Below are 20,181 nucleotides of genomic sequence, written 5' to 3' on the forward strand. Positions count from 1 at the left end.
GCTTCGCTTTCTGCTCAGTCGGTGGGAGCGAGACTTTTGATCAGATCGAAGACGCGCTTGCGCACAGCGGGCTCGGTGATCCGGTAATAAGCGCGGACGAGTTCCAGCGTTTCGCGCTTGTGCAGTGTATCGTCCTCGAAGCCTTCCTGCTGCTCGGCGAAGCCGCCCATGCGTGCGCGTAGCGCGTTGGTGCCGCCCATGGCGTCCGGCATGTCGTCGAAGAAGAAGCCGATCGGCACATCCAGAACACGCGCAAGGTCGAACAGGCGGCTGGCGCCGATCCGGTTCACGCCGCGCTCATACTTCTGCACCTGCTGGAAGGTAAGGCCCAGCGCCTCGCCCAGCTTCTCCTGGCTCATGCCCATCAGTGTCCGGCGCAGCCGCACCCGTGACCCGACATGCACGTCAATCGGGCTCGGACGATGCTCCCGCTCGGTCCGTTCAGCCACCTCGTCGCTCGGCATATCCCAACCTCCGCAAGATCCAGAAGGGCTGCACCGCGCCTTCGGACCCTGGTCCCGGCTTCGCAGCTACCGGAACCCTGAGTAAGAGTGAGGTAGGGGTTTGTCAACTCTTTCGAAGATTCTCAATAAAAAGACGTTCGAGCACTGAACTAAGGTGCCGTGCGTGCTTTGCGTAGGAAAGCCACAACCACAAGCAACAAAAATGCTGTCAATACCGCAGGAAAATTGCCGAACTGGCTGTAAATCGTCGCGGGAAGAGGGCCTGGAAGTGGCGCAGAGACGCTGCCACCCACACCCAGGCCGAGGCGGACCATCGTGCGGCCACGCGCATCAAAGAGTGTTGATATTCCCGTCTGCGCCGCCCGCGCGAGTGGCAGACCCTCCTCTACAGCCCGTAGTCGTGCCGCAGCAAGGTGCTGATAGGGACCCGTGGAAAAGCCGAACCACGCGTCATTGGTGATGTTCACGATCCATTGCGGGCGCTCGGCGGGCACCACCGCACCCGGGAAGATCACCTCGTAGCAGATCAAGGGGCTGAACGAGGGAAGACCGCCTGGCGCCAGCGCGACCGTGCCCGGCCCAGCGCTGAAATCCAGTCCGCCCTGCACCACCCGCACCGGCAACAGGCCACCGAGCGGCATGTACTCTCCGAAGGGCACCAGATGCGCCTTGTCATAGACGCCCAGCAGCGTGCCATCATGGCCCACAACGGACAGGCTGTTGAAGACTTGGCTGGCGCGTCCGTCCGCTCCCCATTCGGCACGCACCGACCCGGCCAGCAGCACGCTTCCGGGCGGCAGTGCCCGGGCAATGAAGTCGCGGGCTACGGCATCCGCCGGCAACAGGAAGGGGCTGGCGGTCTCGGGCCAGATTGCGACGATCCTGCGGCCCTCCGTGCTTTGAGCGATTCCCTGCTGCGTCAACTCCAGGTAGCGGGCGAAGATGGGCCAGCGCTGCTCTTCGCGCCATTTCGCCTCTTGCTGGATGTTGCCCTGAACCAGCAGCACGTCGACCGGCTGTGCGGCAGGCTCAGGCTGGGCCAGCCGCCACGCTCCGAAGCCCGCGAGCGTCGCCAGGGCAATGCCGCCACCCAACCAGCCGCGCCGTCCCAGGAATGGCGCCCCAGCCACCAGCAGGGTCACCAGCGACAACCCGTAAACGCCGACGACCGCAGCCCCCTGCAGGGGCAGCGGGTCGAAGCTCCAAACGCTTCCCATCAGGTTCCACGGGAATCCGGTGAACAACAGGCCCCGCAGCCATTCCATCAGCGTCCAGGCGGCAGCGAACGCCAGCCAGCGGGGCCAACCGGGCGCCGCCCGCCAGGCCAGGGCCGTCGCCGCAGCGATGTAGAGCGCCAGAGGTAAGGCCAGCCCCGGCACCGCCACTGGCACCAGCCAGCCCCAGCGCCAGGGATCGATCAGCAGCGAGTGGCTGATCCAGTACAGTCCCGCCATGTGGTGACCCCATCCCCAGGCAAAGCCCAGGACAGCGGCTTGGCGGGCGCTGCGAGCGCCATCCAGCAGCCAGAGTAGGCCGGGGATGGCCAGCAGCAGCACGGGCACGATGTGGAGGGGCGGCAGGGCCAGCGCTGCCAGCCCGCCGAGCCCGAAGGCGGCAAGCCAGGCACGGCGGGCAGATAGTCCGGAAAGAATGGCGGGCAAGAGACGATCCGTACGCAAAGGAATGCGCAGAGGGAATCCGATGCCGCGCCTCCTCACAAGAGACGAAACGGAGATCCGCCCCGGTTCGGGCGGATACCGTTCCCGCGGCGGCTATGCGGCCGCCGCGCTGGGCACCGGTGGAGCCGCCATTCCGGGCCGCCTGACCCGAAGACGGCGGATCCGGCGCGGATCGGCCTCCAGAACCCGGAACTCCAGGCCGGAGGAATGCGATACCAGCTCGCCCTTCGCCGGCACGCGGCCTGCCAGGGAGAAGACCAGCCCGCCCACCGTGTCGATATCCTGCTCGCGCTCATCCTCGGTCAGGAGGGTGCCGATGCGAGCCTCGAAATCCTCGATCGGGGTCCGGGCATCGAGGTCGATCAGCCCATCCGTCCGCTCGACGATCTGCGGCGCCACATCCTCGTCATGCTCGTCCGAGATGTCGCCGGTGATGGTTTCCACCAGGTCCTCGATCGTCACCAGACCGTCGATGCCGCCATACTCGTCCACCACCAGCGCCAAATGCATCCGTGCCTGCCGCATCTGCAGCAGCAGGTCGAGCACCGGCACCGAAGGCACAACGAAGAGCGGCTTGCGCAGCACCGCCGCCAGGCTGAACGGCGCCTCGCGGCCGACGCTGGCGAACACGTCCTTGATGTGGACCATGCCCACGATCTCGTCGAGTTGCTCACGGTACACCGGGAAGCGGCTGTGGCCTTCACGCTGGATCAGGCGGATGGCCTGTTCGAGGGTCAGGTCCTCGGGCATGGCGACGATGTCGGCGCGCGGCACCATCACGTCGTTGGCCGTCTTGTCCCGCAGGCGCAGCACGTTGCGCAGCATGAGCCGTTCCTGAGCGTCCAGCTCAGGGCGCGGCGGGCCTTCATGCTCATGGTGCTCGTGATGCTCGCGCCCTTCAACAAGCGCCTCCATCTGGTCGCGCACCGTTTCGGCGTTCTTTTTCCGCAACAGGCCCTGGATCCGCCAAAGGATGCCTTCGCGGGTTTCGCGCGTCTCGCTCATGTCACACCCCGCCAGGGATTGGGCAGGCCAAGGCGCCGCATGATGCGGGCCTCGGCGCGTTCCATGCGTCGGGCCTCGCCGGCCTCGATGTGGTCGTGGCCGCCCAGGTGCAGCGCGCCATGCGCCACGAGGTGCGCCAGATGCGTCGCGACCTTGCGCCCAGCCGCGCGGGCTTCCCGCCGCACCACGCCCAGCGCCAGCGCGACATCCCCGAGATGGCCGAAACCCTCGCCGGGAAAGGACAGGACATTGGTGGATTTGGTTTTGCCGCGATGATCGCTGTTCAGGCGCTTCACCGCCCGGTCATCCGTCAGCAAAATGGTCATGGCCCCGGCCGGCGCGCCAACAGGCGCGTATCCGCCATGCGGGCCTTCCAGAAAGCCGTCCTGTGCCATTTCGGCCCAGGCGGCTTCGGCGGCCCTGCGTGCCAGGGACTCGGCGCGGGGCACCGCCGCGCGCCAGGCCGGAGCGTCGATCAGCACGACCACCTCCGGTATCGATTGCCCGGCCACGTTTCCGTGACCGGGCCTAGAACTTCCCGGTTCCATCACTCTCCTTCCTGCCGCGGCGGGCCATTCCCGATGCGGCGCCGCCCAAACCCGCCCATACGTGGCGCGGGCCCATCGGCCGATTGATCGGCCCGGTTATACGCGGCCACGATCCGCGCTACCAGCGGATGTCGCACCACGTCGGTCTCGGCGAAGCGCGAAACACCGATCCCCTCCACACCATCCAGAATGGAAAGCGCCTCGACCAGTCCGGATTTCTGCCCGGGCGGCAGGTCCACCTGGCTGGGATCGCCGGTGATCACCATTTTGGTCCCCTCCCCCATACGGGTCAGGAACATCTTGATCTGGGCCGGCGTGGTGTTCTGCGCCTCGTCCAGGATGGCGTAGCAATGCGCCAGCGTCCGCCCGCGCATGAAGGCCAGCGGCGCGATCTCGATCTCGCCTGACGTGATGCGCCGTTGCACCTGGTCGGCGGGCATCATGTCGTTGAGCGCGTCATAAAGAGGACGGAGATAGGGATCGACCTTCTCCTTCATGTCTCCGGGGAGGAAGCCCAGGCGCTCGCCCGCCTCCACCGCCGGACGGCTCAGCACGATGCGGTCCACCCGCCCCGCCAGCAGCAGGGCAACACCCTGCGCCACGGCAAGGTAAGTCTTGCCGGTGCCGGCCGGGCCAATACCGAACACCATGTCCTGCCGCGAGAGCTGATCGATGTAGGCGGCCTGGGCGTGACTGCGTGGCGCCACCGCGCCCTTGCGGGTGCGGATCGCCGGCAGGTCCGCCAGCGGCAGGCGCGGCTCCGGCGCATCCGCCGGCCGCCGCTCAGGCGCGGCGGGCGCGCCCTCCGCCAGTCTCAAAGCCGTCTCGACCTCGGCCATTCCCACCACATCACCTCGTTCCAATTGCCGCCAAAGCGAGCGGATCGCCGTCTCGGCCACTTCGGCCGCGGTGGCCGCACCGATGATCGACAGGCGGTTGCCTCGGCAAGCCAGTCGCACGCCCAGCCGCTGCTCGATCCGCGCCAGGTGCCGGTCATGCTCGCCGAAGAGCAATGGCAACAGCGCATTGTCGTCGAATTGCAGCGTAACACTGCGGGCGGCGGACACGGTGTCAGCCATCATGGGCCGGTTCAGCGCGCGGGGATCGGCCCGCAGCGCGATGGGGGCGGGGTCGCTCAAGCGCAGGCGAGCTCCTTCTCGTCGAGCAGGGTGGCGGACAGGGAGTTGGGATGCGCGGCATCGATGCGCACCCGTGCCAGGGAACCGGCAAGGCTTGCCGGACCCATTGCATGAACCGGCTGCAGCCAGGGGGTGCGTCCCGCCACCTGGCCCGGATGGCGGCCCGGACCGGTCCACAGGATGTCGCACTCCCGGCCGACGCAGGCACGGTTAAAGTCGTCCTGCTGGCGACGCAGCACCGCCTGCAGCTCCTGGAGCCTGGCGTCCTTCACATCCTCCGGAACCTGGAAGGGCTGACCGGCGGCCGGTGTGCCTGGACGCTGCGAATACTTGAAGGAATAGGCCAGGGCGAAGCCGACCCTCCCGACCAGCGCCATGGTGGCTGCATGGTCCTCGTCCTTCTCGCCTGGATGGCCGACGATGAAGTCGGAAGACAGCGCCATGTCCGGCCGGACCTCGCGCAGGCGGTCGGCGATGCGGAAGAACAGGTCCGCCTTGTGCTGCCGGTTCATGGCGGACAGCATCTTGTCCGATCCGCTCTGGACCGGAAGGTGCAGGAAGGGCATCAGCTGCGGGATGCGCCCATGCGCCCCGATCAACGCGTCATCCATGTCGCGCGGATGGCTGGTGGTGTAGCGGATACGGGCCAGACCATCGATCTCGGCCAGCTCGTAGAGCAGGCGCGACAACGTCCAGGCCGAGCCGTCCGGCGCTTCGCCATGCCAAGCATTCACGTTCTGGCCGAGCAGTGCGATCTCCCGCGCGCCGCCCGATACCAGGCGCTTTGCCTCGGCCAGGATGGCGGCGACGGGGCGGGAGAATTCAGCGCCGCGTGTATAAGGCACCACGCAGAAGGAGCAGAACTTGTCGCAGCCCTCCTGAATGGTGAGGAAGGCGATCGGCCCTCCGTCGGTGCTCACCTGAGGCAGCAGGTCGAATTTCTGCTCGGCCGGGAAGTCGGTGTCGATCTGGGCGCCGGCAGCGCGGCTGGCGCGGGCCACCATCTCCGGCAGGCGATGATAGGTCTGCGGGCCGAGCACGATGTCGACCCAGGGAGCCCGGGCAGTGATCTCTGCACCCTCGGCCTGGGCAACGCAGCCAGCGACCGCCAGCACCATCTTCTGCCCGGCGGCGGCCTTCTCATTCTTCAGCAGCCGTAGCCGGCCCAGGTCGGAGAACACCTTCTCCGAGGCTTTCTCGCGGATGTGGCAGGTGTTCAGGATGACCATGTCCGCTTCCTCTGGCGTGGCGGCCGGGCCATAGCCCAGCGGCGCCAGCACGTCGGCCATGCGGTTGCTGTCATACACGTTCATCTGGCAGCCCCAGGTGCGGATGAACAGCTTCTTGCGATTGGTGGGCACGGAAACGGGAACGGACACGGCTTCTGATGTCATAGGGGGATCGAACCTGGATTCTCGGGGCCCGGCGGCACAAGGCGGCCGGGGCCACCCCGGCAAGGGGCGGCGGGCTGCGCGGATGTGCGGGGCGCGAGGCCGCGGGTCAAGCGGCCAAGCCCCCCGAGACCGCGATTGCGGCAAGCGATCCAGGGCGCGTCATGCTGCCTTGAGAGTTGCGGATGCGGATGCGTCGGGTCAAGGCAAACCCAAGCCGTGCGCGTGACGATTTGATGCGGAATTGCCCTCCTTGGGCGCTTGGCGTGTGAAGATGGTAGCGTTTTTGTCGCTCAGGCGGATACAACGCCCTGCCTTCACAATCATCGCGAGCACGATGCCCCGCGCCGCAATCATCTTTGAGGATGAGCACCTTCAGGTCGTTCACCAACCCGGCAGCTCCTCCTTCAGCCTGGTGACGTTTGGGGGCCTTACCGACCGGCCCGCTGCTGCCGGTCGGCCGGCCGTCTTCTGGGGGCAGGAACCGGCGGAGCGGCTTGGGCTGGAGGCGGTTGGATTGCTGGCCAAGGCCGAGAACTGGTATCCCGCCGCCTCAATGCAGGCCGCGGCACCCGTCATGCTGCCTCTGCTGCGGCCACGTCGCCTGGGCTACGGCTTTAGCATGGGCGGCTACGCGGCGCTGCGTTACGGCACCCTTCTGGGGCTGGACGGCGCCCTGGCCGTGTCCCCCCAAGGCAGCATCGATCCGGCGGACGCCACGGGAGACACCCGCTTTGGTCGCTGGTTCCGCCCATCGCTGCATGCCGGCATGGCGGTGTCGGCCGCTGAGGCCGCGGCTTTTGCCGTACAGATCATCGATCCCTACGAAGCGGAGGATCTGGCACAGGCCCGCTTCATCGCCGCCCGCACGGAACTAGCCACACTGCCCCTGCCGTTTCTTGGCCATGCAACGGCCTGGCACCTGGCGGATTCGGCTTTGCTGGGCCAGGCGCTGAATCACGTGCTGGCACGCGACACCGCCGGCCTGCGCGCGCTGCTGCGACGCCACCGGGCGCATTCCCCCCACTGGTCACGGCTGATGGGCCGTGCCGCCCTGGTCCGTGGCCGGCCCGAACTGGCGGAGCGGCTGTGGCGACGGGCCGTGGCGCTGGGTCTGGCAGCCGCCTGGCTGCCGGTGGACCGCGCCGCCGCACTGGAGGCACGGTCCGAGCGGCTGGCTCCGGAGACGGCCGAGCCGCTGCTGCTGCAAGCGGCAGGGCTGATGCACGGGCTGGCAGCCACCCAGCTGCGGATCGCCGCGACGCTGCGGCGGCGCGGACGCGGGGCGGCCGCCATGCCCCTGCTACGCCGTGCCGTGGCGCTGGAACCGGGACAGGCCGAGGCGCAGCTGGCACTGCTGGCTTGCGTCACGGCCTTTGCAGAGGCGGACGCGGTGTTGGAGGTGCTGCTGGACCTGGCCCGCCACTGCCCCTCCGCCGCCGCAGAGGCGCTCGGCATGGCACTGGACCATGGAAAGATCGATGAAGCCGTCGACCTCAGGTCAGACCACTTGCAGCAAGTCGCCTCCAGCCCGGACGATACCACGGTCAAGGCGATTGCCGCCCTGCTGCTTTGTCGCCGGATGCGCCGTGCGGAGGCTTGGCCGGAAGCCTTGCACTGGGCCGGGATCGCCGCCCGGGGCCTGCCGGAGAGTGACCAGCCCCTGATCGAGCAGTGGCGTGCCCAGGAGGCAATGAACGCCCCCCCGGTCGATCCAATCGGTATCGGAACACAGGCGGGCGATGCCGCGCCTCCCATGCACCGTCCTGTGGGGAAACGCCTTCTCGCATGGTGGGGTCGCCGCCGAGGGGCTTCCGCGCCGCGGCCGGGCTGAGGGAGGCTGGGGACGGCGCATCGGGCCTCGACTCCGCCGCACCCCGCCCCCCATATGCGCGGCGCGATGCGCGACGCCCCGATCTCCCTTCCAGAGCCCCTGGCGCTCTACGTCCATTGGCCGTTCTGCGCCTCCAAATGCCCGTATTGTGACTTCAACAGCCATGTGCGCGAACGGGTTGATGTCGCCCGCTTCGGCGCTGCGCTGCGTCGGGAGCTGGAATACGAGGCCGCCCGCATCGCCACCGCCGCCCCCGGCGGCAACGCCGGACGCCGCCGCCTCGGCTCCATCTTCTTCGGCGGCGGCACCCCGAGCCTGATGCCGCCAGAGGTGGTCGAAGGCGTGATCGCCGATGCCACCCGCCTGTTCGAGCCTGTGCCGGACCTGGAGATCACGCTGGAAGCCAATCCCACCAGTGTCGAAATCGGCCGCCTCCGCGACTTCCGCGCCGCCGGTGTCAACCGTGCCAGCCTGGGCGTCCAGTCGCTGGAGGCGGAAGCGCTCAGCTTCCTGGGCCGACGGCACGACGTGGCGCAGGCGGTGGCGGCGCTGGAAGCGGCGCGGGAGATTTTTCCCCGCCTGTCCTTTGACCTGATCTATGCCCGTCCGGAACAGCAGGAATCCGCGTGGCGGGCCGAGCTGCGCCGTGCCCTGTCGCTGGCGGCTGACCACCTCTCGCTCTACCAGCTCACGATCGAACCGGGGACGCGCTTCGCCACCGAGCACGCGCGCGGCGCCTTCGCCCTGCCGGAGGATGACGCCGCCGCCGCCCTTTACACTGCAACGGCGGAGGAGGCCGGGCACTTCGGACTGCTGCCCTACGAGGTCTCGAACTACGCCAGGCCCGGCGCGGAGAGCCGCCACAACCTCGCCTACTGGCGCTACGCCGACTACATCGGCATCGGCGCCGGGGCGCATCAGCGGCTGACCCTGCGCGAAGGGCTGGTGGCTTTCCGGCGTCACCGCGGCCCGGAGGAATGGCTGGCACGGGTCGAGGCCACGGGGCACGCCGTCACCGCCACGGAAACGCTTTCTTCCACCGACCGGGCACGCGAGGCGCTGCTGATGGGGCTCAGGCTTTCCGAAGGCGTCGACCCCGCACGGATCGAGGCCCGCACCGGCCTCACCCTGGCCGAGGCGCTGGAGCCGGAAATGCTGGAAGCGTGCCTGGCCGAGGACTACTTGGTGTGGACGCCGGAAGGCCGGCTGGCCGCCACAACGGAGGGCCGGCTCCGGCTGGACCTGATGCTGCCAGCCCTGCTGCGCTGAGCCTCCTCAGTGATGCGAGCCATGGCCGTGGCTCCCTGTGCTGCCGCCATGTCCCATCGATTGATGGCTCCCGGATCGGTGGCCGGCGGGATGATGCCGAGTATGCTCGCCCTCCGGGGCGGGTGGCGAGGCATGGCCGTGATGGCCATGACCCTGCCCGCCATGCATCATGTGCTCCATGCCCGGAATGCTGGCCGCATCGATCACAATGGCCGCCGCATCGCCCGGATAAGCGGCGATGACACGCTCCATCAGTGCGATTTCCTGGCTCTGATCGGTCACGATGTCGATGTTCAACAGCTTGAGGTAGCCATTGCGCGAGGCTGGGTCGGCGTTGAAGTCGCGGGCCATGCGCAGGGCTGCCTGATGATGCACCGCCATTTCCTTGGCGAAGCGCACATCCCGTGCCCCGATCGGCTGGGCCGGGCTCAGCAGTGCCAGCACGCCGGAAGGCGGGGTGGGCTGGTAGCGCAGGCGCGCGCCCATCCCCTCCGTGGCCATGGGCCGCATCGACCATGGGCCTAGCGCCGTCACCGGCTGCTCCGCCTGTCGTCCCACCTCGTCCAGCAGGGCGATCTCGAAGGCCTGGTTGGGGATGATGGCGGCAGCCAGCCGGCGCAGCACCGGGTTGCGGGCTTCCGGATCGGCCAGGTAGTCGCGCGACAGGGTCAGCGCCCCGGCATGGTGCGGCCGCATGCCGCGCACATAAGCCAGATCGGCCTGTCGCCCGGCTTCAACCTGCGCCGCCTCGCCCAAATCCCACCAGGTTGTGGTGGCCGGGGTGTTGCGTCCGTCGGGATCATAAGGATCGGCCGGCCCCATCTCCGCCCGCGCGGCGGCCGGAGCCAGGAAGGGCACCGTCAAGATCGAGGTTGCCAGCAGCAGGGCCAGCATCGTCCCCCGGCGCAATCCGCTCCAACCCAATGCCATGACATGCCTCCATTCACTGTTGCGGCACGCTTGCCGCCTTGCCGCGTGGCAAGGTCAAGTGGCGCCTGACCGAGGCCTTTCTTTCGCCACGGCGGGGGACCAGATAGGCGGTCATGCTGCGACGCTCGCTCCTGGCCACCCTGCCCGCCCTGATCCTGCCGCCCGGCCTCGCCGCCGCGCAGAACCGCCCTGCCCTTCCCCCCGCCGATGCGGGCGTCGTGCCGCCGCAGGCGCGTGCGCCGCTGCTGGCTCGGGCAGAGGCCTATCTGAACAGCATCGGCACCATGCGTGCCCGCTTTCTGCAACTGGCGCAGAATGGCGGCTCGGCCGAAGGCACGGCCTATATATCGCGCCCGGGCCGCATGCGGTTCGACTACGATCCGCCGGAGCCGCTGCTGCTCGTCGCCTCCGACAACCAGTTCCTCTACTACGACCGCGAGTTGAAGCAGCCTTCTGTGGTGCCGGTGGGCGCCACGCCGCTCGGCCTGCTGCTGCGGCGGGAGATCCGCTTCGCCGGCGATGTGGAAGTGCTGGAGGTAACGCGGAACGCCGGGTTCCTGGGCATCACACTGCGCCGCCGCGATGCTCCCGCCGAAGGCAGGCTGAGCCTGATCTTTTCCGAGGAGCCGATGGAGCTGCGGCAATGGCTGGTGGTGGACGGTCAGGGCCGGCAAACCCGTGTTACCCTGTCCGCCATTGAAACCGGCATGCGGCTGGAGCGCGGGCTGTTCACCTTCAACGACCCGACCTTTTTCGAGCAGGAGCGCAACCGCTAGGCCGCATTCTCCCTGACCGAGCGCGAGGCTCGCCGGCACGGAAGCTCGTGGAACCGGGGCCGGGGCAACCGCTCCAACCCCGCGGCCGTTGCCTGACCCGGAGGACACACCATGCTGCGGCTCGGAGGATGCCAGTGCGGTGCCGTGCGCTTTTCCAGCGAGGATGCGGCGCCGACCCTTTACGTCTGCCATTGCCGGGAATGCCGCAAACAATCAGCTTCGGCCTTCGGCATGTCGCTGCGGGTGAACAGGAGTGGCTTCGCCCTGCTTCGGGGCAGGCCGCGGTGCTGGTCGCGCGGCGCGGCCAGCGGGCGGCGGCTGTTCTGCCTGTTCTGTCCGGATTGCGGCACCCGGCTCTGGCATCAGCGGTCGGCAGATTCGCCCTGGGTGACCCTCAAGGCCGGAGCGCTGGACGAGCCGGTCGATCTATCCGGCGCCATCCACATCTGGACCGAGAGCCGGTGGCCTGGCCTTGCGATCCCGGACAGTGCGCCTTCCTTTCCACGCGAGCCGCCAGAGTGACGGCGGCCAGCTTCCCGGCTTAGCCTGGCCGCTTCAACGCCAGCCCCGCCGCCCCCAGCATCAGCACGGCCCCAAGGATCTGCCGGGGCCCCAGCGCCTCGCCAAAGGCGACGGCGCCCAGCAGCAGCGCCACCACAGGCGAGACGAAGGCATAGAGCCCTGCCCGCGCCGAGCCCCAGCGATCCATCAGCCGCAGATAGATGCTGTAGGCGATGAAGGTGCCGCAGATGACCATGAACAGCAGGCTGGCCAGTGGCACGGGCCGCAGCAGCGCGGCGAAAGGCTCCATGGAGACGGGTTCCAGCAGAAGTGACAGCAGAAACAGCCCGGCGGTCCCCGACAGCGCCTGCGCGCCGGTAAGCTGCAGCGGTGTCGCATGCCGCAGCAGCGGCCGCGACAGAACCGAGCCGAAGCAGTAGCAGAACGAGCCCAAAATGATGGCCAGCAGCCCCCAGGCTTCCGTGGCGCCGCCGCCGAAACCGGCGCGGTCGTAGAACAGCGCCACCAGCCCGCCGGTACCCAGAACCAGGGCCAGCGCGTGGCGCCAGGAGGCGCGCTCCTCTCCACGCAGCAGGGCCAGGGCATAGAGCCCGATCACGATCAGGGACATGTTCACCAGTCCGGCGACACCGCTCGCCACGAACTGGATGCCCCAGAACAGCAGGGAATAGGTGCCGGCATTGACCAGCAGACCGGTGCCCGCGACCCGCAGTCCCAGAGGACCGCGCAGCAGAGCCGGAATGCCCGGCACCGTCAAAAGCAGCCCGGCGCCGACCAGCGCGTAGCGCAACGCCGAGAACAGGATGGGCGGAATGGCCTCCACCCCAAGCTTGGCCGCCACCCAGGTGGTGCCCCAGATCAGGCACATCACCGCGAAAAGCAGTCCGTCGGCGGTGGACCGCCCGGACGGTTCGGCAAGCTTCACGCGGGGCCGCTCCCTGTCTCGTCTGCCGCAGCATGGGCGCGGCGTGGCTGCCCGCCAAGCCCGGCCGTTGACCCCGGACTCCGCATCAGGCTCCATGACCGAAACGGGAGGCCAACGAAATGCTGCGGAAACAAGATCGCGTCAGGCGCCGATCTGTCCTGGGAACGGCATTGGCCGCGTCCGTGCTGGGCGGCAACCGGCTGCACGCCGCAGCGCCACGCTTCGCATGGCCCGGCACCATCACCCTGGTGGTGCCGTTCACAGCCGGCGGCTCCACCGACATCGCCGCCCGCGTGCTGGCCGAGCGCATGGCGCCGCAGCTGGGGCCGCAGGTGACCATGGTGGTGGAGAATCGCGCGGGCGCCGGCGGCTCGGTCGGCAGCGAGTTCGTGCGGCACCGGGCGGCGGATGGCGCGACGCTGCTGCTCGGTACCGCCTCCTCGCATGGCAGCAACCCCGCGGCGCTGCCGGACCGCACACCGTACGACCCGGTGCGCGACTTCAGCCCCGTGGCAGTGATCGGCGGTGGGCCGCTGGTGGTGGTGGTGCCGCGGACCTCGCGCTTCGGCACAGTGGCCGAGTTGTTCGCCGCGTTGCGGGCCGAACCGGGACGGCTGCACTGGGCGACCTCTGGGGTCGGTGGCATCGGCCATTTGACGGGCGAGGCCATGCTGGCCCAGGCCGGGGCTGCGGCAGGCGCACCGGGCGGCAAGCTGACCGCCGAGCACGTTCCCTATCGCGGCGGCGCCCAGGTGATGGAGGCGCTGGCCAAGGGCGAGGTGGATTTCTCGCTCGAGGTGCTGGCCTCGGCCGCATCCCATCTGCGGGACGGCGTTTCTCGTGGCCTTGCGGTGACCGGCGTCCGGCGCCACCCCATGCTGCCCGAGGTTCCGAGCCTGGCCGAGGCCGGTCTGGCCGGCTTCGACATCACCACCTGGAACGTGCTGCTGGGTCCGCCCGGCCTGCCGGAGGAGGCGCTCGGCAGCCTCAGCGCCGCCGCCAATGCTGCCCTGGCCGAGCCTCGGGTCCGACAGCGCCTGAGCGATGCGGGGGTTGACCCGGCGCCACCGGGCAGCCCCGCCGCTACCGAAGCTTTTCTGCAGGCCGAACTCGCCAAGTTCCAGGCGGCCGTACGCACCGCCGGACTGCAACTGGGCGGTTAGGGAAGGATTCGCCGCATCGACTGCCTCGGAAGCCGATTCCAGCCAGACAAGATGAGCTTGCAGGGCGGATGCCACAAAGCCGCATGATTCTTGACTTGATCGCGCCATGCCGAGGCGCGACCTTTCCTCCATGCGCCCCTTGATCGGTATTCCCTGCTGCATGAAGGCGTTCGGTGCCTTCGCCATGCCCAACCACGCGGTGTCCGACCACTACATCAAGGTGGTACTCGGCCCCGTCGGTGGAATTCCCGTGCTGGTGCCCGCCGCCGGCGGCGCGGTGGCCGAGGAGATCCTGCCCAGGTTGGACGGGCTGATGCTGACTGGCAGCCGGTCCAACGTGGCGCCTGGCCTTTATGCGGGCCCGCCACACCTGGAAGGCACGCCCGAGGACCCGGCGCGCGACTCGACCACCCTGCCGCTGATCCTGGGGGCCCTGGAGGCGGGGCTGCCGATCCTGGCGATCTGCCGCGGCTTCCAGGAGCTTAACGTGGCGCTCGGCGGCACCCTGGACCAGCGCATCCAGGATCTGCCGGGCCGCATGGATCACTCCACGCCATCGGACCAGGCTCTGCCCAAGGTGCGCACCGGCAAGGCCCACGCCGTTCGGGTCGCGGCCGACGGCCTCCTGGCGCGGCACTGGCAGGGGTTGGACTGGTCGCCGGATGCGGTGCCGGTCAATTCCCTGCACAATCAGGGCGTGGCGCATCCCGCGGCACGGCTGGTGCCGGAAGCCTGGGCGCCCGATGGCACCATCGAGGCTGGCCGGATCGAGGGTGCGCGCGGCTTCGCCATCGGCGTGCAATGGCACCCGGAATATGATTGGGCGGAGGATATGCTCTCCCGCCGGTTGTTTGAAGCTTTCGGTCACGCCGCCCGTGGCTATGCATCCCGAATGGCACAACCGGCCCTAACGCCCACGCTTGCGGCCGAATAGCAACACCCCTGAATCAATTTTCCTGATCAAACGTTTTTGAATTGTGGATAAACCTCTTATCAACGCGTCTGCGCATCGCCATTCTGACTCGTGGGCAGCCGGTCCCCCATCGGCTTTTCCCGACCATTCCGAGACGGAATGCATCCCCCCAAGGCGCCCGGTCACCCCCCTGACCGGGCGCCGCCTTTTTCGGCCCTGACATCTGGCCAGAGCCCCTGGCCCATTCGGTGCTTCCGGCCTATGGCTAGCGCCATGTCCAAGCTTCGCATCGTCACCTGGAACATCAATTCGGTCCGCTTGCGCCTGCCATTGCTTTCCGCGCTGATCGAGGCATTGGGGCCGGATGTGCTCTGCCTCCAGGAAACCAAATGCCCGGATGACCTGTTCCCGCACGCCGGTCTGGAAGCACTGGGCTTCACCCACCGCGCGGCACGGGGCATGAAGGGCTATAACGGCGTAGCCATCCTTTCCCGGATTCCATTTCGCATTCGGGGCGATGATCCGGATTGGTGCGCGCGCGGCGATTGCAGACATCTTGGTGTTGATCTGGACGTGCCGGGCGGCCTGGAACTGCATGATTTCTATGTACCGGCCGGAGGCGACATCCCCGACCGGGAGGCCAATCCCAAATTCGCGCACAAGCTCGATTTCATTGCCGAGGCTACGGCCTGGAATGCCGCGCGCGGACCAGCGACGCGCGCGGTGATGCTGGGCGACCTCAACATCGCGCCGCTGGAAAGCGACGTCTGGAGCCACAAGCAGTTGCTGGACGTCGTGTCCCACACCCCGGTCGAGGTCGAGGCGTTGACCGGCTGGCAGAAGGCCGGCGACTGGTACGACGCGCTGCGGCACTTTGTGCCGCCTCCGGACAAGCTCTACACATGGTGGTCTTACCGCGCGCGGGACTGGGAAGCCTCGAATCGTGGGCGGCGGCTCGACCATATCTGGGTCAGCCGGGATCTGGCCGGCAAGCTGACCGACTGGCGCGTCCACAAGCCGGCGCGCAGCTGGTTGCAAGCCAGCGACCACGTCCCCGTCATGGTCGAGCTGACGCTCTGAACCATCCCGAAGCGGTGACATGACAGTGACCGCAGTGTCGCCATGGCTGCGGCGTTGTGGTTTTGCGCTATGTTCAGGCGCAGAAGCCGGCGCACAGGTGCATCGGCGATCCGGAAAGGAGATCCGATGGCACGTTTCCTCGTGACCGGCGGCGCCGGCTATGTCGGTAGCCATGTGGTGCTGGCGCTGCAGGAGCGCGGCGACGAGGTCGTGGTGCTGGACGATCTGCGGCAGGGGCATCGCGCCGCGGTGCCGCCTGGGGTCGAACTGGTGGTGGCTGACCTGGCCGACCGCCGGCGGGTGGATGAGGTCTTCGCGGGCTGGTCCTTCGAGGGCGTGCTGCATTTCGCCGCCTTGTCCCTGGTGGGCGAGAGCATGCGCGAGCCGATGCGCTACCTGGCGGAGAACCTGTCCAACACCGCCACCCTGGCCGATGCGGCAGTGCGGTCTGGCTGCCGACGCTTCGTGCTTTCGTCCACTGCCGCCCTGTTCGGCCATCCCGAGAAGATGCCGATCGACGAGGCGGCGCGCATCATTCCCGGCTCCGCCTATGGCGAGAGCAAGTTCATGGCCGAAACGGCATTGGACTGGGCCGACCGCGTCCATGGGCTGCGTTCCGCGGCGTTGCGCTACTTCAACGCCGCCGGTGCCGATCCCAAGGGACGTCTGGGCGAGGACCATACCCCCGAGACGCACCTGATCCCCCTGGCCATCGACGCGGCACTGGGTCGGCGTGACCCGCTGATGGTGTTCGGCGATGACTATCCGACGCCGGACGGCACCTGCATCCGCGATTATGTGCATGTCACCGATCTGGCCGATGCCCATCTGCGGGTGATGGACAGGCTGAAGGACGGGCCCAGTGTCCGCTACAATGTCGGGAACGGGCTGGGCCATTCGGTGAAGCAGGTGATCGAAAGCGTCGAGCGCATCGGCGGGCGCCGCGTGCCGCACAGCATCGGGCCCCGCCGCCCGGGCGACCCGGCCATTCTGGTGGCCTCCAACGAGAAGCTGCGGCGCGAGACGGGTTGGCAGCCCTACCATGCGGGACTGGACGAGATCGTGCGCACCGCCTGGGCGTGGCGGGAAGCGCATCCGCGCGGTTATGACGATCGTGCCGTGCCGGAAGGTGCTGCCCGCGCTGCCTGACCACCGGGCCGAGCAGGGCCAGGAGGCCGGGTCATCGCTTCTCCCCCTTGGCAATTCGCCGAACGGCCGCACCTGTCACAAGTGTAACACAGGACATGGTAGGGCCGGCATGGGGATCTCGCTGCAGCGCACCGGATTGGATTGGCCGGAGGCGCCGGTGCAGGCCGCGCGGCCAGAATCCGGTCGGGGTCCATCGGGCGAGCCGCGGCCGCGCCATGTGGTGGTGATCGGTGCCGGCCCTGGCGGGCTGGCGTCGGCCATGCTGCTGGCAGCCCGTGGCCTGAAGGTCACCGTGCTGGAACGCGACGGCGTGATCGGGGGCCGCAGCCGTACCCTGGAAACGCCGCAGGGCTACCGCTTCGACCTTGGCCCGACCTTCTTCCTTTATCCTCGCATCCTGGAGGAAATCTTCACCACCTGCGGCGCCTCGCTGGCGGATGAGGTGCGGATGACGCGGCTCGATCCGCAGTACAGGCTGATCTTCGGCGGTGGCGCCGGCCCGGTGGTGAACGCAACCTCGGACCTGGATCGGATGGAGGCCGAGATCGCCCGCATCGATCCGGCCGATGCCCGCAACCTGCGCCGCTTCCTGGCCGACAACCGGCGCAAGCTGGAAGCCTTCCGCCCTGTGCTGGAACGCGGCTTCGCCACCGCCTCGGACCTGTTCGCGCCGGACATGCTGCGGGCCCTGCCGCAGCTCCGGCCGCACTTGTCGGTGGATACCGAGTTGTCGCGCTATTTCCGCGATCCACGCACGCGGCTGCTGTTCTCCTTCCAAACCAAGTACCTGGGCATGAGTCCGTTCCGCTGCCCCAGCCTGTTCACCATCCTCTCCTTTCTGGAATACGAGCACGGCGTGTTCCATCCGGAAGGGGGTTGCGGCGCCGTGGCCGCCGGCATGGCGCGGGTGGCCCAGCGTCTTGGCGCCGAGATCCGGCTGAACACGCCCGTCGAGCGCATCGTCTTCGAAGGGCGCCGGGCCCGCGGCGTGGACACCGCCGCCGGCCGCATCGACGCCGACGCGGTGGTGATGAACGCCGATTTCGCCCATGCCGCGCCGCGCCTGATCCCCGACGCACTGCGCCGCCAATGGTCCGACCGGCGGATCGAGAAGGCGCGCTATTCCTGCTCCACCTTCATGCTCTACCTCGGCGTGGAGGGACGCTTTCCACAGTTGGCACATCACACGGTGCTGCTGGCCGAAGAATACCGCCGCAACCTGGCCGAGATCGAGGCCGGGCAGGTTCCATCCGAGCCTTCCTTCTACCTGCACAATCCGGTGGCAACCGACCCCTCCATGGCGCCACCGGGGCATAGCGCCCTGTACCTGCTGGTTCCCGTTCCCAACCTGCGTGGCGACGCCGACTGGACAGCGCATGCGCCGGAGTTCCGCGCGGCGGCGCTGCGCCGCCTGGCGACGCTCGGCATCCCCGACATCGAGAGCCGAATCCGGTTCGAGCGCATGGTGACTCCTGCCGATTGGCAGGATGAGTTCGCGGTCGGCTATGGCGCCACCTTCAACCTGGCGCATGATCTGCGGCAGATGCTGAACTTCCGGCCCGGCAACCGCTTCCGCGATACGGAGTCTCTCTATCTGGTGGGGGGCGGCACCCATCCTGGCAGTGGCCTGCCGGTGATCTACGAGGGCGCGCGGATCAGCACCGACCTGCTGCTGCGCGACCTCGGCCTGCCCGGCACTCCCACGCGCCTGCCGGACGTTCCGGTATCCCGCGCGGAGCGGGAAGCGTCTGAGAAGGAGATGATGGCGTGACGGCCTCGCATGTTGTGGTGATCGGTGGCGGGCTTGGGGGGCTTTCGGCCGCCGTGGTCGCGGCGGCGCGCGGGCACCGCGTCACGCTGTTCGACAAGAATGAGTGGCTGGGCGGCAAGGCTGCGGTGCTCAACCTGCCGGCGCGGCCGGGTGGCGGCCCGTCCGATAATGCCGGGTTCCGCTTCGACATGGGTCCGACCATCCTGACCATGCCGCGCGTGCTGCGCCGCATCGTCGCTGAGGCGGGGCGCAACCTGGACACGGTGCTGCCGCTGATCCGGCTCGACCCGCAATGGCGCTGCTTCTTCGAGGACGGCACGCGCATCGACCTGATGCAGGATGTGCCGGCCATGGCCGAGGCCATGGACAGCTTCGCGCCCGGCAACGGCGCCGGCTATCGCCGCTTCCAGGATGTTGCGCACCATCTGCACGATGTGTCGGAGAAGTTCTTTTTCTGGAAATCGGTTGAAGGCATCAGCGACACGCTGGACTTCAAGGCGAATTTTTCGCCCTCCACCATGCGGGACGTGCTGGCGCTCCGCATGGGCCAGACCGTGGCCAAGGTGATCCGCGGCCATGTGCCGGATGCCCGGCTGGCGCAGATGCTGGACCATTACACGCAGTATGTCGGCTCCTCTCCCTATCTGGCGCCTGCCGTGCTCTGCGGCATCGGCGACATGCAGGCGCAGGAGGGGATCTGGTACCCGCGGGGCGGCACGCGCGGCGTGGCCGAGGCGCTGGCGACCCTCGCCGCCGAACTGGGCGCCGATCTGCGCCCGGGTTGCGAGATCACCGGCATCGAGGTGGAGAACGGCGCCGTCCGCGCCGTGAAAGCCGGGGCGGAACGCATCGCCTGCGATGCGGTGGTGTCCAACATGGACGCCATCCGAACCTATGGCGAGTTGCTGGGCGGCGCCCCGGCGCGGAAATACTCGCGCAGCAAATATGAACCGGCCTGCTCCGGCGTCGTGCTGTATCTCGGCCTCGACCGCCGCTACGAGCACCTGGCGCATCATGACTTCGTCTTTTCCCGCGATGCCGAGGAGGAGTTCGACGCCATCTACCGCAAGGGCATTCCAGCGCCCGATCCCACCGCCTATCTGGCAGCGCCCTCCGCCACCGACCCGACCGTGGCGCCGGAAGGCGGGGAGGCCCTCTACGTGCTGGTCCATACCCCTTATCTGCGCCCAGGCCAGGACTGGCGAGCCATGTTGCCCGGCTACCGCCAAGTGATCCTGGACAAGCTGAAGCGTACCGCGGGGCTGGAGGATATCGAGAGCCGCATCGTGGTGGAGCGCCACCTGACGCCCGCCGACATCCACGAGCGCTACCGCGTGCTGGACGGCGCGATCTACGGGCTGGCCAGCCACGGCAAATGGACTGGCGCCTTCAAGCCCGGCAATCGTTCCCGCGCGGTGAAGGGGCTGTATCTGGCTGGCGGCGCGGCGCATCCGGGGCCGGGCATGCCGATGGTGATGATGTCCGGCTGGATCGCGGCTGATGCGCTGGACCAGGATCTGGGCGGGCCCGGCATGAGCGAAGCGGCGCGCCTGGCCGGCGAGAGGGGATTGCCCCTCGCGGCGGAATGAAGGCGGGGGGCTGCGGCCAGGAAGGGCCGATGAT

Annotated in this window: 18 protein-coding genes; 10 read left to right on the top strand and 8 right to left on the bottom strand. The window is 68.3% G+C overall.

What is annotated here, in order from left to right; translation table 11 throughout:
* Positions 1-14: 14 nt before the first annotated feature.
* The 6 genes from ACFOD4_RS07400 to miaB form a co-directional block, all read right to left on the bottom strand.
* On the bottom strand, positions 15-464 hold the full coding sequence (locus ACFOD4_RS07400; RefSeq protein WP_379595307.1) for a helix-turn-helix domain-containing protein: 450 nt from the start codon (positions 462-464) through the stop codon (positions 15-17).
* Positions 465-613: 149 nt separating this feature from the next.
* The gene (lnt, locus tag ACFOD4_RS07405; protein WP_379595308.1) at positions 614-2,125 is read right to left on the bottom strand and encodes an apolipoprotein N-acyltransferase; all 1,512 of its coding nucleotides are present in this window, start codon (positions 2,123-2,125) and stop codon (positions 614-616) included.
* A gap of 111 nt (positions 2,126-2,236) precedes the next feature.
* On the bottom strand, positions 2,237-3,148 hold the full coding sequence (locus ACFOD4_RS07410) for a hemolysin family protein (RefSeq protein ID WP_379595309.1): 912 nt from the start codon (positions 3,146-3,148) through the stop codon (positions 2,237-2,239).
* Positions 3,145-3,630, bottom strand: coding sequence for an rRNA maturation RNase YbeY (gene ybeY, locus ACFOD4_RS07415; RefSeq protein ID WP_379595310.1), 486 nt, complete (start codon positions 3,628-3,630; stop codon positions 3,145-3,147). Before ybeY ends, ACFOD4_RS07410 begins: the two co-directional genes overlap by 4 nt.
* A 65-nt stretch (positions 3,631-3,695) precedes the next feature.
* Positions 3,696-4,778, bottom strand: coding sequence for a PhoH family protein (locus ACFOD4_RS07420; RefSeq protein ID WP_379596049.1), 1,083 nt, complete (start codon positions 4,776-4,778; stop codon positions 3,696-3,698).
* A gap of 53 nt (positions 4,779-4,831) precedes the next feature.
* Complete coding sequence (miaB, locus tag ACFOD4_RS07425; protein ID WP_379595311.1) at positions 4,832-6,229, bottom strand: tRNA (N6-isopentenyl adenosine(37)-C2)-methylthiotransferase MiaB; 1,398 nt, start codon at positions 6,227-6,229, stop codon at positions 4,832-4,834.
* A 334-nt stretch (positions 6,230-6,563) separates the two neighbouring features.
* Between miaB and ACFOD4_RS07430 the strand changes: the two genes are divergently transcribed.
* Positions 6,564-8,060, top strand: coding sequence for a tetratricopeptide repeat protein (locus ACFOD4_RS07430; RefSeq protein ID WP_379595312.1), 1,497 nt, complete (start codon positions 6,564-6,566; stop codon positions 8,058-8,060).
* Between the two features lie 66 nt (positions 8,061-8,126).
* A complete protein-coding gene (gene hemW, locus ACFOD4_RS07435) occupies positions 8,127-9,329 on the top strand; it encodes a radical SAM family heme chaperone HemW (RefSeq protein WP_379595313.1) in 1,203 nt (400 codons plus the stop codon).
* Positions 9,330-9,335: 6 nt separating this feature from the next.
* On the opposite strand, the gene ACFOD4_RS07440 is transcribed toward hemW, so the two are convergent.
* Entirely contained in the window at positions 9,336-10,259 is a 924-nt protein-coding gene (locus ACFOD4_RS07440; protein ID WP_379595314.1) for a DUF305 domain-containing protein, read from the bottom strand.
* A gap of 113 nt (positions 10,260-10,372) precedes the next feature.
* On the opposite strand from ACFOD4_RS07440, the gene ACFOD4_RS07445 reads away from it, so the two are divergent.
* Together ACFOD4_RS07445 and ACFOD4_RS07450 are read left to right on the top strand one after the other, a co-directional pair.
* Positions 10,373-11,035, top strand: coding sequence for a LolA family protein (locus ACFOD4_RS07445; RefSeq protein ID WP_379595315.1), 663 nt, complete (start codon positions 10,373-10,375; stop codon positions 11,033-11,035).
* A 111-nt stretch (positions 11,036-11,146) separates the two neighbouring features.
* On the top strand, positions 11,147-11,557 hold the full coding sequence (locus ACFOD4_RS07450) for a GFA family protein (protein ID WP_379595316.1): 411 nt from the start codon (positions 11,147-11,149) through the stop codon (positions 11,555-11,557).
* Positions 11,558-11,576: 19 nt separating this feature from the next.
* Here ACFOD4_RS07450 and ACFOD4_RS07455 read toward each other — a convergent pair whose 3' ends face one another.
* Positions 11,577-12,482 (bottom strand): DMT family transporter, encoded by a 906-nt coding sequence (locus ACFOD4_RS07455; protein WP_379595317.1) that lies wholly within the window; start codon positions 12,480-12,482, stop codon positions 11,577-11,579.
* A 170-nt stretch (positions 12,483-12,652) separates the two neighbouring features.
* Here ACFOD4_RS07455 and ACFOD4_RS07460 point away from each other — a divergent pair, with 170 nt between their 5' ends.
* From ACFOD4_RS07460 to ACFOD4_RS07485, 6 genes are all read left to right on the top strand, one after another.
* Positions 12,653-13,645 (top strand): Bug family tripartite tricarboxylate transporter substrate binding protein, encoded by a 993-nt coding sequence (locus ACFOD4_RS07460; protein ID WP_379595318.1) that lies wholly within the window; start codon positions 12,653-12,655, stop codon positions 13,643-13,645.
* Positions 13,646-13,775: 130 nt separating this feature from the next.
* Complete coding sequence (locus ACFOD4_RS07465) at positions 13,776-14,579, top strand: gamma-glutamyl-gamma-aminobutyrate hydrolase family protein (RefSeq protein ID WP_379596050.1); 804 nt, start codon at positions 13,776-13,778, stop codon at positions 14,577-14,579.
* Positions 14,580-14,831: 252 nt separating this feature from the next.
* On the top strand, positions 14,832-15,638 hold the full coding sequence (locus ACFOD4_RS07470; RefSeq protein WP_379595319.1) for an exodeoxyribonuclease III: 807 nt from the start codon (positions 14,832-14,834) through the stop codon (positions 15,636-15,638).
* A gap of 126 nt (positions 15,639-15,764) precedes the next feature.
* Positions 15,765-16,787 (top strand): UDP-glucose 4-epimerase GalE, encoded by a 1,023-nt coding sequence (gene galE / locus ACFOD4_RS07475; protein ID WP_379595320.1) that lies wholly within the window; start codon positions 15,765-15,767, stop codon positions 16,785-16,787.
* A 109-nt stretch (positions 16,788-16,896) separates the two neighbouring features.
* Positions 16,897-18,558 carry a phytoene desaturase family protein gene (crtI, locus tag ACFOD4_RS07480; RefSeq protein ID WP_379595321.1) on the top strand — a complete coding sequence of 554 codons (1,662 nt, stop codon included), beginning with the start codon at positions 16,897-16,899 and terminating at the stop codon, positions 18,556-18,558.
* Positions 18,555-20,147 carry a phytoene desaturase family protein gene (locus tag ACFOD4_RS07485; protein ID WP_379595322.1) on the top strand — a complete coding sequence of 531 codons (1,593 nt, stop codon included), beginning with the start codon at positions 18,555-18,557 and terminating at the stop codon, positions 20,145-20,147. The genes crtI and ACFOD4_RS07485 overlap by 4 nt, the downstream gene beginning before the upstream one ends.
* Positions 20,148-20,181: the final 34 nt, after the last annotated feature.

The sequence above is a fragment of the Teichococcus globiformis genome (assembly GCF_042646265.1).
GTDB classification, from domain to species: Bacteria; Pseudomonadota; Alphaproteobacteria; order Acetobacterales; family Acetobacteraceae; genus Pseudoroseomonas; species Pseudoroseomonas globiformis.